This window comes from Neoactinobaculum massilliense, from assembly GCF_900604955.1.
In the GTDB taxonomy this organism is placed as follows: domain Bacteria; phylum Actinomycetota; class Actinomycetes; order Actinomycetales; family Actinomycetaceae; genus Neoactinobaculum; species Neoactinobaculum massilliense.
In genome coordinates, this window is the sequence record NZ_UWPE01000001.1 from 1,086,569 (window position 1) to 1,098,670 (window position 12,102).

At 60.7% G+C, this 12,102-nt stretch carries 8 protein-coding genes, 1 rRNA gene and 1 CRISPR repeat array (1 of these 10 running past the window's edge); of the genes, 4 read left to right on the forward strand and 5 right to left on the reverse strand.

The genetic code is table 11. The annotated features are described in order from the left end of the window. Window positions 1-183 precede the first annotated feature (183 nt). The 5 genes from EIH27_RS04690 to EIH27_RS04710 all read right to left on the reverse strand — a co-directional run bounded on the left by EIH27_RS04690 (window position 184) and on the right by EIH27_RS04710 (window position 6,459). Window positions 184-1,727, reverse strand: a 16S ribosomal RNA gene (locus EIH27_RS04690). 450 nt (window positions 1,728-2,177) lie between these two features. Next, window positions 2,178-2,975: a type I-E CRISPR-associated protein Cas5/CasD gene (gene cas5e / locus EIH27_RS04695; protein WP_124039769.1), complete on the reverse strand. Its 798-nt coding sequence runs from the start codon at window positions 2,973-2,975 to the stop codon at window positions 2,178-2,180. Next, window positions 2,968-4,050, reverse strand: coding sequence for a type I-E CRISPR-associated protein Cas7/Cse4/CasC (cas7e, locus tag EIH27_RS04700; protein ID WP_124039770.1), 1,083 nt, complete (start codon window positions 4,048-4,050; stop codon window positions 2,968-2,970). Before cas7e ends, cas5e begins: the two co-directional genes overlap by 8 nt. A 62-nt stretch (window positions 4,051-4,112) precedes the next feature. Beyond that, window positions 4,113-4,739 carry a type I-E CRISPR-associated protein Cse2/CasB gene (gene casB / locus EIH27_RS04705; protein ID WP_124039771.1) on the reverse strand — a complete coding sequence of 209 codons (627 nt, stop codon included), beginning with the start codon at window positions 4,737-4,739 and terminating at the stop codon, window positions 4,113-4,115. Then, window positions 4,732-6,459: a type I-E CRISPR-associated protein Cse1/CasA gene (locus tag EIH27_RS04710; protein WP_124039772.1), complete on the reverse strand. Its 1,728-nt coding sequence runs from the start codon at window positions 6,457-6,459 to the stop codon at window positions 4,732-4,734. Before EIH27_RS04710 ends, casB begins: the two co-directional genes overlap by 8 nt. Between EIH27_RS04710 and EIH27_RS04715 the strand changes: the two genes are divergently transcribed. The 4 genes from EIH27_RS04715 to cas2e are packed head-to-tail and all read left to right on the forward strand — an operon-like array spanning window position 6,437 to window position 11,174. Further along, window positions 6,437-7,129, forward strand: coding sequence for a type I-E CRISPR-associated protein Cas6/Cse3/CasE (locus EIH27_RS04715; RefSeq protein WP_124039773.1), 693 nt, complete (start codon window positions 6,437-6,439; stop codon window positions 7,127-7,129). The two genes, EIH27_RS04710 and EIH27_RS04715, sit on opposite strands and share 23 nt — an antisense overlap. Window positions 7,130-7,138: 9 nt before the next feature. Next, window positions 7,139-9,862: a CRISPR-associated helicase Cas3' gene (cas3, locus tag EIH27_RS04720; protein ID WP_124039774.1), complete on the forward strand. Its 2,724-nt coding sequence runs from the start codon at window positions 7,139-7,141 to the stop codon at window positions 9,860-9,862. Window positions 9,863-9,876: 14 nt separating this feature from the next. Continuing rightward, window positions 9,877-10,815 (forward strand): type I-E CRISPR-associated endonuclease Cas1e, encoded by a 939-nt coding sequence (gene cas1e / locus EIH27_RS04725; RefSeq protein WP_241152970.1) that lies wholly within the window; start codon window positions 9,877-9,879, stop codon window positions 10,813-10,815. After that, complete coding sequence (cas2e, locus tag EIH27_RS04730; RefSeq protein WP_124039775.1) at window positions 10,815-11,174, forward strand: type I-E CRISPR-associated endoribonuclease Cas2e; 360 nt, start codon at window positions 10,815-10,817, stop codon at window positions 11,172-11,174. Before cas1e ends, cas2e begins: the two co-directional genes overlap by 1 nt. A 103-nt stretch (window positions 11,175-11,277) precedes the next feature. After that, window positions 11,278-12,102: direct repeats of the CRISPR family, unit length 29 nt; unit sequence CTCTTCCCCGCGCGAGCGGGGGTATTTCC (it continues 183 nt past the right edge of the window).

Consider the following 12,102-nt stretch of genomic DNA (forward strand, 5'->3'; position numbering starts at 1 on the left):
ATACAATTCACAACCACCACACCAACACCACGCACAAACACACACATAACGCGCGCATCCACACATGGATAGTCACAGGGCCAGTAACCCAGAACCTGACAGCATGAAGACCAGAGAGCATCCACACACAAACCACACAAACACAGGCCACACCAAGCAGCCCATCATGGTTTCAATCCTTAGAAAGGAGGTGATCCAGCCGCACCTTCCGGTACGGCTACCTTGTTACGACTTCGTCCCAATCACCAGCCCCACCTTCGACCGCTCCCCCCACAAGGGTTAGGCCACGAGCTTCGGGTGTTGCCGACTTTCATGACGTGACGGGCGGTGTGTACAAGGCCCGAGAACGTATTCACCGCAGCGTTGCTGATCTGCGATTACTAGCGACTCCGACTTCATGGGGTCGAGTTGCAGACCCCAATCCGAACTGAGACCAGCTTTAAGGGATTCGCTCCACCTCACAGTATCGCCACCCTCTGTACCGGCCATTGTAGCATGCGTGAAGCCCAAGACATAAGGGGCATGATGATTTGACGTCATCCCCACCCTCCTCCGAGTTAACCCCGGCAGTCTCTCGTGAGTCCCCGGCCAAACCGCTGGTAACACGAGACAAGGGTTGCGCTCGTTGCGGGACTTAACCCAACATCTCACGACACGAGCTGACGACAACCATGCACCACCTGTCTACCCGCCCTAAAAGGGCCACACCATCTCTGGCATGTCCAAGTAGATGTCAAGCCTTGGTAAGGTTCTTCGCGTTGCATCGAATTAATCCGCATGCTCCGCCGCTTGTGCGGGCCCCCGTCAATTTCTTTGAGTTTTAGCCTTGCGGCCGTACTCCCCAGGCGGGGAACTTAATGCGTTAGCTACGGCGCAGACCCCGTGGAAGGACCCCACACCTAGTTCCCAACGTTTACAGCATGGACTACCAGGGTATCTAATCCTGTTCGCTCCCCACGCTTTCGCTTCTCAGCGTCAGTAATGGCCCAGTGACCTGCCTTCGCCATCGGTGTTCTTCCAGATATCTGCGCATTCCACCGCTACACCTGGAGTTCCAATCACCCCTACCACACTCTAGCCTGCCCGTACCCACTGCACGCTCAGGGTTAAGCCCCAAGTTTTCACAGCAGGCGCAACAAGCCGCCTACAAGCTCTTTACGCCCAATAATTCCGGACAACGCTCGCGCCCTACGTATTACCGCGGCTGCTGGCACGTAGTTAGCCGGCGCTTCTTATCCAGGTACCCTCAACCCCAAGAACACTCAAGGCCTTGTTCCCCAGCGAAAGAGGTTTACAACCCGAAAGCCGTCATCCCCCACGCGGCGTCGCTGCATCAGGCTTCCGCCCATTGTGCAATATCCCCCACTGCTGCCTCCCGTAGGAGCCTGGGCCGTATCTCAGTCCCAATGTGGCCGGTCACCCTCTCAGGCCGGCTACCCGTCACCGCCTTGGTAGGCCATCACCCCACCAACAAGCTGATAGGCCGCGAGCCCATCCCCCCTCAGAAAAACCCTTTCCAACACCCCACATGCGTGGGACGCAGAATATCCAGTATTAGACCCCGTTTCCAAGGCTTATCCCAAAAGGAAGGGCAGGTTACTCACGTATTACTCACCCGTTCGCCACTCGTGTACACCCCAACAAGTTGAGGCGCCTTACCGTTCGACTTGCATGTGTTAAGCACGCCGCCAGCGTTCGTCCTGAGCCAGAATCAAACTCTCCACAAAAACCAGAAAGCCAAAACGACTCACAAAAACAACAAACCAACCAACCCCCACAAAAAGGAGCACAGCCAGCCTGTTCTTACTCTCAAAAGTCAACACACTATCAAGCACTCAACCACCACCCCCACACCCCACACACCCAGAACAACCCCAAGCACACAGGAAGGAGAAAACACCACCCCACAGCACCACCCAGCCACCCCCAAAGGGAGAAAACCAAGCACCACCACAAGGCGACGAAGCACAAGCATACCCACCACCCCCACCACCACACAACACCACACAACACCACACAACACCACAAACCCATGAACCACACCACACCCCACAACCACCAATCACCCAATAGACAGCATCATCTCAAAATACAAAATAAGGCCCACCCACAATGTGGGCGGGCCTTATAAAACGAGCGCGATCGCTAACTCAACGGTGCACAGTCCTAGTACGCATCTACAACACGGCGATCGACCGCTCCAACGTTTCTCCCACGTACTGGAGCCATTCCTCCCGACTACTGACCTGAGGGAACTGCTGACGCAGATGCCGCGCCGGCAGCCCAGGCGAGTATTCGACCACGTGCAGCGGGACTCGAGGAACTGCGGTTGCATCGATAGTGCCCCGATCGACGTCGGCGGTGGGACGCGCTACGCGTTCTTCACCCGAATGCGCAACAACACCTTCGTCTCGATCAGCACGCACAACTATCGGCAAGCTCTCCCACACGGCGGCGGGCCCTACCCCAAGGAAGAACGGAAACTCTGCCACGAATGCCTTCCGCCCCAGATAGGTTGAGAACACCGGCTTCCGAAGCGCCTCAGCAATCTCCTCCCCGTGCTCCTCACTGGTGATGCGCACGATGAATTCGGCGTCGGCAAGGTAGGTGCGTTTAGTGATGCTTGTGCCGTGCTGCGCGTCAGGCGTGTAGACCAGGCCGTTGCCGCGTGCTTTACTCGCACTCTGCCCAAGCATGATGAAAAGGCGCGACCGAAAATCTTCCTCCGAATCTCGCCTGTTGATGGTCTGGAAATCATCCGTCAGGGCGCCATCGGCATCCACTCGAATGCTGAAGTCGAGTGTGGAGAGCCACTCCGGCCACTGCCCGCGGCGCGCACCGAGTGCCCCCGCAATCAACCCTTCCAGCCCCGAGCGTGTGGGTATCCGCTCCGTTCGAACAAAATTGCCCGTCACAGTGCTGCCCGCCCAGGATTGCAGCGGACCCGCGAGGCGTAGATAAATCGACTTACTCACTGCGAATCCACCGCACTACCGCGTCGATGAGTTCACGCTTGGTAACCACCGAGGTGCCGGTAAATTCGTTCGCCAGGCCTTCATACGTACCCGTGACCAGCGAGAGTTCGCCGAAGTTATCCGGATCGAAGCGCCGTGCAGCCGCGTACTGACGCGCCAGCTCGGACACGGTCGGCGCGAGGTATCCGCCGTCCGATGCAGCCTCCACCGGGGTATCGAACCCGTAGGCCACCCGGTACTTCTGTTCTTCGGCGAGCACCAGTGCCGGCTGGACGTATGGCGCCGTCGAGTGCTCCTTGCCGCGCGGCAGGCCGTACAGAATTGCGTCCACCAGCAGGCCCAGCTTCTCGTCCGCTCCCGGAAGGTCCCAGCCTGACCAGCTTTCCTTGAGCTGGTCACGGTCAATTGTGATGGCGCGATAGAACACACCGCTGGTGAACTGAGTCGTGCCGAGGAAGGTTGCGCCAGATTCGCGCTCCCGAACTTTTACGTCATCCACCGTGGAGAAATAATCAGCTTCAATTACTGCCTGATGAGTGGTCACAGCTGGGGAGACCGACAGCGCCGCCTCGGTACCAAATTCCGGAGAGTTGGCGAACATCCGGCCGAACGCGGCGATCGCCAGTGAACCCGTAGCACCCTCGGTCATATAGGCGCTCGCGTCCACCTTATCTGTGGCTCCGCCGCCAACGCGATCAGCCACCGTCTTAGCGGCTGTAGCCAGTTCCTCGGAGCTCAGCCACGCCGAGCGGTCACTACCGCCCTCGCTCTCGCCACCCTTGGTGAGCTGACCGATGATCTTTGCGGCTTCCTTTTCAGTTTTCTTCTTGTCGAGCGAACCGTCAAGCTCAAGCGCCGCCGCCGCGACCTCGTCCGCGAGCCGACCTGAGCGGACCGAGAGGTCCATGCTCTGGTTCTCATAGATGGTACGAATACCGCGCTTGATCGCCTGCGAGGACAGCATGGCTCGGAGAACGCCTCCCTGAAGGATGCGCTTCGGGGAGCCCGCATCATCGCGGTTGAGATTGGAGTATGGAAACTCCTGGGCCAGGTGGATTGTCAGATTACGAGCCATTGATTTCTCCTTGATGTGGTGGGGATTAGAAGTAGTCGGTTGGTTGAATGGTTGCCGCCGGTCTAGCGCTCACCATCTGTAGGTTCACTAGGTTCTTGGCCGACGTCGCCTGCAGCTCCGTCCTTCAAGCTTCCGGAGTAGAAGTCCCGCAGGATTCGAGTACGCACCTCGCGCGACGCCGCGGAGGTCCCGTTGCCCCACTGCAGGAGCGTCCGGGTGAGGTCAAAGTAGTCGACAGCGGGTGGTTCGCCCAGTTGGACGGCGAGGTCGAAGATGCGGCGCAGAGTGGCTGCCGCCTCCTCTACGGTGAGGGTATGGATGGTTGCTAACCGCGTGCCTATGAGCCCTGGGTCCTGAAGCAGGTCAAATCCCGTCTTGCCACTTCGTTCCAGTTCCACGCGGCAGGCCCATATTCCTACCGAGGCGCGCCGCCCGTCGTTCGGCCGCTGCGGCACGGACAGGTACTCGGCCGCCATGGCGAGGCTGCGCAGCAGCGCTGTGCGTGTCGCCGCAGAAGCCCCGAGGCTGAGAACGGGCAGGACGTAGGGATACGCCCAGGTCTCAGTGGCCGGCGTGATGCCCTTGCGCAGCGCCGCACGTTCGCGGCGAAACTCGGGCTCATTGCGCTGCGCCAGTATGGTGGCCAACAACGGCCCCCAGGCCTCAGCGGTTTTCTCGCGTTCAGTCATCGTTCTCCTTACCCTCCGTCAGCTCCCCGTTTGCGGGTTCCTTCCCATGCTTCCTTAGTATCCCGTTCACCCGGCCTGCCAGGTTCGCTCGCGCCGCGTAAACCTTGCCCAAATCCTTCGATCCGAAGGGCGCAACCACGGCGTCAAACGCACCTAGTACGGCACGCCGAAGTGTCTTGTACGTACCTTCCGGCAAGCGCCGTTCCGTTCGGCTTGCGAGCCGCACGATCTCCTCATACACAGGAGCAACCTCACGCCAGTAGGTGGTGCTCACATCGGCGTCCGGCACACCGAAGTTAAAGAGCGTCCCTCCCGGAAACTTGGCTGACTGACCGTCGCCCTTTGCACCGCCTTGACCACCTTTACGGAAAGGACGCACCACTACGCGCTGCAGATCAAGCAGAAGACGGGCATCGTTCTTGATCGCGAAAGCCATGCGAGCGGAAGTAGCCATTCGCCATTCATCCTCATTTGGACGGACAACCTCAGAAAGGCGGATACTCGGAGAACTGGCAGTTCCGGCAATATGGTGTCGAATAAACACCACCCGCGCAGATTCCGCATCGGGCGCTAGCACGCGCCCCGAGGATCGAGTGAGAGCGTCCTCTAGCCGACCTTCCGCAGCCCATTCGACCGCCAGCTCCGTCGCGTCGCGGCCCACGTCAATGCGCTGTGCCTTGAGTGCACCGTCAAACCCGGGTAGGTACAGGTAGAACGGATCCGCTTCGTTGCGCTGGTCCCACCATGCCTTGCGTGTTTCCTTCGTGGTTCCCATCTCCGGGACATACCATGCGGCGGGAATTCCACCCACGCGCGTTCCTACCAGGTTCCCGGCAGCATCCCAGCACGTGGCGGAGGTATTAGAGCTCCAGGTGGCTCGCCAGAGCGGATGATGGCCAGTGGGAACCACCGATTTCTCACCCGTTCGATCAACCCAGGCCGGCAGCCCATCGCCTTTTACCCACTCATGCGGAATCATCATGAGCAGCGTGTGCAGCAGGGAATCACCGCGCCAGATCAGTTCGGTGGCACTCATCTTGGAGTAATAGCGAATTCCGGGCGCTCCCATCTGCGGCTTATCCCCGTCATACCCGCCATTTCCAGCCATCGAGTAATGCTGATACACCGCGAGCGCCAGCGTAGCGGGCCCCACCGTGAGGTGGTCGGGCTGCGCCACCCGTAGATCCCAGAAGTCCTCACCGGTATCCGGCGGCATTGACGGAAGCAGTTTCTTCACCGCTTGATCGCCAGGGCCGATCCGCCGCGCGGTATCTTTCTTCCCTGCTGGCGTGAGCACGGGCCGCTGCATGAATGGCTGTACCGGATCGTCGAGATCAGCCCCGGGCTCGAGCACGGCCATAGCCTGCCCAATAGCATCCTCACTGAGCCCGTGCACGGCCAGGCGTTCGGGATCGTGGACGCGGCCCGTAGCCGGATCTGCGCCGTCGTACCGCAGTACCACCGCGGTGACCGCAGCCAGCACACGCAACTCTGTACCCACCACGTAACCAGGATCAGACGCCTGAAGGTGAATGGCGGGATCGTGAGCCTGGCGTAGCACGTCCCGTACCGTCATTGGTCCAGCCGTGGTACGCACCCAGGCAATCTCAGTCAATGCGTTACGCACCGGCACCTCCACACGTCGTCGTAATAGGATATGTCTGAACTTTACCTTTTCAACGACGATCGAGGGCACCATGACCAGCACACTGTTCTTCACCCGGCTCCCAGCCCATGTGGCGCTCGCCCGCGGAGCCGAGTTTCACGCCGGCAACCCGTCACTGCTCGCACAGCCGCAATTCCGGCATCGCGCGGTCATGAGCCTCTTCCCGAGCGTTGATTCCTCCACGCCGCGAAGTGAACTGGGCGTGCTGTTCCGCCTGGACCATGTGCCCGGCCAGGCGCCGTACTTCCTTATCCAGTCGCGGGTTCGCCCCAGCGTGGAAGTGTCCGGCGTGGACGTCAAGGAAGCACCCCTCCCACATGTGCCAGCGGGTACCACTATCCGTTTCCGCGTGGCCGTCAATGCCGTGCAGCGCAAGGGAAAGAAGAGCGTGGAAGAAGGTACGCGGGAAGGGAAGGCAACGAAGGTCAATTCCATTCCGTTCGACGCCGATGCCACCGGCGAGCTTCCCGGTATCACCGAGTGGCTCTCCGCGAAGCTTTCACCGGCACTCACGCAGGTCACGATTCTCAATCACACGCGCGAATTACTCGGGAAGCCACGACGCAAGAAGGGAACCACCAAGGGTTTTGTGCTTCAGGTGGACACCATTGACGGCGTTGCGCAGGTTGGAGACGAGTACGCGCTGCACGCGCTGCAATTGGCGGGCGTGGGCCGCGAGAAGTCGTACGGCTGCGGCCTGCTCTCCGTGATGCCGATTGCCTAGAGGATCCGCATGACGAACGAACCCGGTTCCGAGCAGAAGGTTCATCCGCACCGCGCCATTTGGGCAAAGCAGTCCGGCCTAACCGGTACGTACCCACTGGCCGCACATCTGCTGGATACGGCCACGATTGCGGGCGCGCTCTATGACCTCTGGCTGCGCCCGGGTCTGCGCGCACTCATTAATGCGGGGCTCGGAGGCGCCCACGCCCGCAGCATCGTTCAATGGATAACTGGTACACACGATGTTGGGAAAGCCTCCCCCGTATTCCAGTACCAGCCCCGGCAGAAAGGCGAGCCGTGGCCTGCGGTTCGTGAGCGCATTCTTGCCGAGGAACCGGTGGAGTTCAGCGACCGGACCGAACTACTCGAATGGGCGAACGTTCCTGCTCACCGCCGCCACGAACGAGTCTCGGCACTCACGCTGGCAGGTGATACCGCCGTCCTCAGGAAATCGAATGCACCAGCAGCAGGTCGCTGGCTTACTCTTCCATCTCTTGGGCACCACGGGCGCTTTACGCTCCCGTTTGATGGGACGAGCGGAGTCAAGTTCATCGCCGAGGACTTTGACTACGCCACCACGGAATTGGGCTGGGGGCACGTCCGCCAGGATCTGCTTGACCTGGTGAGCGCGGGATGCGGCATCAGCTCCACTGATCTGCCGGAACGCGTGTCACCCGTCGTCACCGTGCTTCTCTCGGGCCTCACCGTACTGGCGGACCGCATCGCCTCAGGCACCGAGTGGGTAGTGCGTGGTACGGAAATGGTTGACGCGGGCCAGATTTCGCTGGATCGCCCGCGCGAGTGGATTCAAACCCGCGGCCTGGAAGCACCGGCCCGCTTGGAGTCAACCGTCGGCATTTACCATGACTGGGGCTCACCCGCGGCCGCGCAGCATGCCATCCTCCACGATTATTCGCCGCGCCCGCTCCAGGAGGCGGCGCGCACCACCGGAGGTGGGCTGTGGATCGCGATGGCGCCCACCGGCGTCGGAAAAACAGAAGCCGCACTACTCCGCCACTCCACCCGCGCCGAGCGTCTCCTCTTCCTTCTCCCCACCCAAGCCACCACGAACGCCATGATGGCACGCGTCCAGGAGGCCTTCCAGGGCACCCACAACGTGGGCGCGCTAGCACACGGGATGGCGCGAACGGCGTCGTTCTACCAGCAGGCCGTCACTACTGCGAGTACCCAGAGCGCGGATAGGCAGGACGGAACATCGATTAATGACGACGGCGGGCTCTATCCCACCGAGTTCGTGCGTTCGGGTAGTTCGCGGCTGCTGGCGCCGGTATGCGTCGCTACCGTAGATCAGGCGCTCTTCGCGGCCCTGCCCGCGAAGTGGACGCACCTGCGGCTGCTCGCTCTTGCGAACGCGCACGTGGTGGTGGACGAGGCGCACACCCTCGACCAGTACCAGAGCCAGCTCTTTACGGATTTGTTGACCTGGCTCGGCGCGACGGGCACTCGGGTCACCGTGCTGACGGCCACGCTGCCGAGCTGGCAGCGACGCGCGTTCACGGAAGCCTACGCGAATCACGAGCCCGAGGCGCCCACGGAATTCCCTTCCGCAGAGGAAGTCCCGCCCCGAGGACTCCAGGCGCTGCCGCAGCATACAGATCCACCCGCTCACGTTGCAGTGGCGGCAAACCCGCGTATCATCGCGCTCCACCTCGACCACACCCCAATTGACGACATGGTTGCAGGGCACGTGGAATGGATTCGTGCCATGCGAGCTAAGTATCCGCGGGCCCGTATCGGACTTATCTGCAACACCGTGGCACGAGCGCAGCAGGTGGCCGCCGAATGTCCGGACGCTCTGGTGCTTCACTCGCGGATGACGGCCGCGCATCGTAACCGGAGTGCGGCGCAACTTGAGGCGGAACTAGGTAAGAACGGCGACGGCGAGGGCACACTTGTCATCGGCACGCAGGTAATTGAGGCGTCGCTGGATATCGATCTAGATCTACTTCGCACCGAGCTCTGCCCGGCGCCCTCACTTATTCAGCGCGTGGGACGCTCATGGCGGCGCGAGGATCCGAAACGCTCCACGCGTGTACCGGGGCTCAGCCACCCCTCACTGAGTGTTGCCGCTATTACGTCCACAAGTACGAACGGTTGGGAGACAAAACCTTACTTCCGCGCCGAACTCAAGCGCGTGGAGGCCTGGCTGACGGAGCACAGCACGCTGCGGGTGCCGGAGGACTGCCAGGACTTTATCGATAGCTGCGCCGCCACGCTGGAGACGCTGCAGAACGAGGATGACGATGCCCTCGATGAATTCGCGGCACACGCCCTTGCGGCAAGCCGTGGTGAAAACGCGCGGATCGAACTGATGCCCCTACTGGATGACTCTATGACTGAACTGGGCGATTTTGTTGCACTCACACTCAGTGACGTAAATGACGAGGAAGCCTCCACCCGCCTCATTGACGATCCCGCGACACCCGCGATTCTCTGCGGGGATCCGGCCGTTATTCCGGGGGCCTGGGACGGTGATCCGGCGGTGCTCCAGCGCATCGCTGGGAAAGACCAGGCAACGGTCACGCGCGCACTCGAAGGTTCCATCAATATTCCAAGGAGCATCGTCGCCAAGCTAGACGAGTTAGGCAAGACGGTGGCACTCAACGAGTCGCCGTCGTTACTCAGCCGCTACAAGGCCGTATCGAACGCCGAATACCTCTATGACCCACGGCTGGGCCTCATCGCCCCGACCACCGAACGGGAGACCTCCTGACTTACTAGGAGCCAATGAAAGGACTCTCAATGGCCTACTCGCCCGAAGCACTCGCGTTCTCTACCATTCCGGCGAACGAGCAGATACGCGCGGAGGACCGTGTCTCCTACCTGTACCTGGAGCATGCGGTGCTACGTCAGGATCGGACGGGCGTGATTGCATTGCTCGCTGAGGAGGAAATGACTGCGCGCGTGCAGATTCCTGTAGCAGGCATTGCGGCGCTGCTGCTTGGGCCCGGCACATCAATTTCGCACGAGGCGATGGCTTCCTGCGCTCGCTCCGGTGCGACGGTTATTTTCACCGGTGGCGGCGGAGTGAATGCGTATGCGACGGCGACGTCGCTCACCACGTCCGCACGCTGGGCTATTGCGCAGGCGCGGCTGGTCTCGAATGAGGCGCGCCAGCGCGAAGCCGCCCTGATTCTCTACAAGAAGCAGCTGGGTATCGAAAAGATGCCGGGCGGAACTATTGCAGCGATGCGAGGACTCGAGGGCCGAACCATCAGAAACTTGTATCGCGACGAGGCAAAGAAGGCGAAAATCAAATTTCATCGAGACACGGCCGCCACCGATCCAGTCAACGTGGGATTAAACATCGCGAATTCCATCCTGTATGGCTGCGCAGCCTCCGCATGCAGCGTGCTGGGGATTAATCCAGCGCTCGGCATCATTCATCGTGGAGACGGCCGTTCACTCCTTTTTGATCTGGCTGACATGTATAAGCCATCAATCTCAATTCCGCTAGTGTTTTCCGCTTCGCACGACGCCGATCCGGTCACCTCGATCCGGAAAAAGTTGCGTAGCGAGGTTCACCGCCACAAAGTCATCGTCGATATGGTGGCTACACTGCAGGAGATTCTCACTCCACACCTTCCCTCGCGCACTGACGACAGGTTGATCGGTGGCAATAACCGTGAAGTTGCGGGACATACACAGTACGGAGGTAGGGACTGATGTTCGCGGTTATTAGTGTGCGCGCCGTGCCCGACTACCTGCACGGCTATCTCTCGCGTTTCCTCTCCGAGGCAGATACAGGCCTGTACGTTGGCGTACTTTCGGCGCGCGTAGCGGATTATCTGTGGCTTCGCTGCATGGAGGCGACCGGCAATGGAGCCGCGACGATGGTGACTAGCGCGCCGGGTACCGAGCAGGGATTTAGTGTGCGTTCCGTGGGTAAGCAGAGCCGACCGGTATTGACCATCGATGGGCTGCTGCTTATGTCCACAGTAAGTCAAGCGGAAAGCGTGCAGCCCCGAATTGATCCGAACGCAGATAGGCGTACGCGCTGGAATGAGGGCTCGCGGCATGTCTAGCAGCGTGATCACCTCAACATGCTCACTGCATCCTGGGTCCACTTTTGCCCAGATTTTCGTGATTGAATATTCACGGGTGGCTTGATTCCGCGGATTGGTTAGTCTCTTCCCCGCGCGAGCGGGGGTATTTCCCCAAGGCGACGAAGCACAAGCATACCCACCACCCCCTCTTCCCCGCGCGAGCGGGGGTATTTCCTGGGCCGGGCAGGCATCCAGGTGGTGGAGTGGCTCTTCCCCGCGCGAGCGGGGGTATTTCCCACGCAAAAGGAGACACCACCATGAGCACCCCCTCTTCCCCGCGCGAGCGGGGGTATTTCCGTGGATAATTCGGCAGTAGCCAGTAAAGCGCACTCTTCCCCGCGCGAGCGGGGGTATTTCCGGTCAGACTTCGCGTGCGGTTCCACTTTCTTTCTCTTCCCCGCGCGAGCGGGGGTATTTCCCTCAGCCAATTCAGCGTCGGTTGCGGCCTTAACTCTTCCCCGCGCGAGCGGGGGTATTTCCGTTCGGATTGTAACTATTGATAACGAACCGTGCTCTTCCCCGCGCGAGCGGGGGTATTTCCCACATCACACAGGTAACGCTCACTCCGAGCGCCTCTTCCCCGCGCGAGCGGGGGTATTTCCCGGTCTGCAACTCCCGCCCGGCGCCCCGAAATCTCTTCCCCGCGCGAGCGGGGGTATTTCTAGCGGATCGATCAGCGTCGAAACCTGGGACGACTCTTCCCCGCGCGAGCGGGGGTATTTCCGGCCGGGCTTACGGTCTTCGCGGTATCCACTACTCTTCCCCGCGCGAGCGGGGGTATTTCCGGCGAATCCTGATACACCCACAGGCTGACCTTCTCTTTTCCGCGCGAGCGGGGGTATTTCCGCACGAAGTACTCCCCGCAATTCGTACGACGGCTCTTCCCCGCGCGAGCGGGGGTATTTCC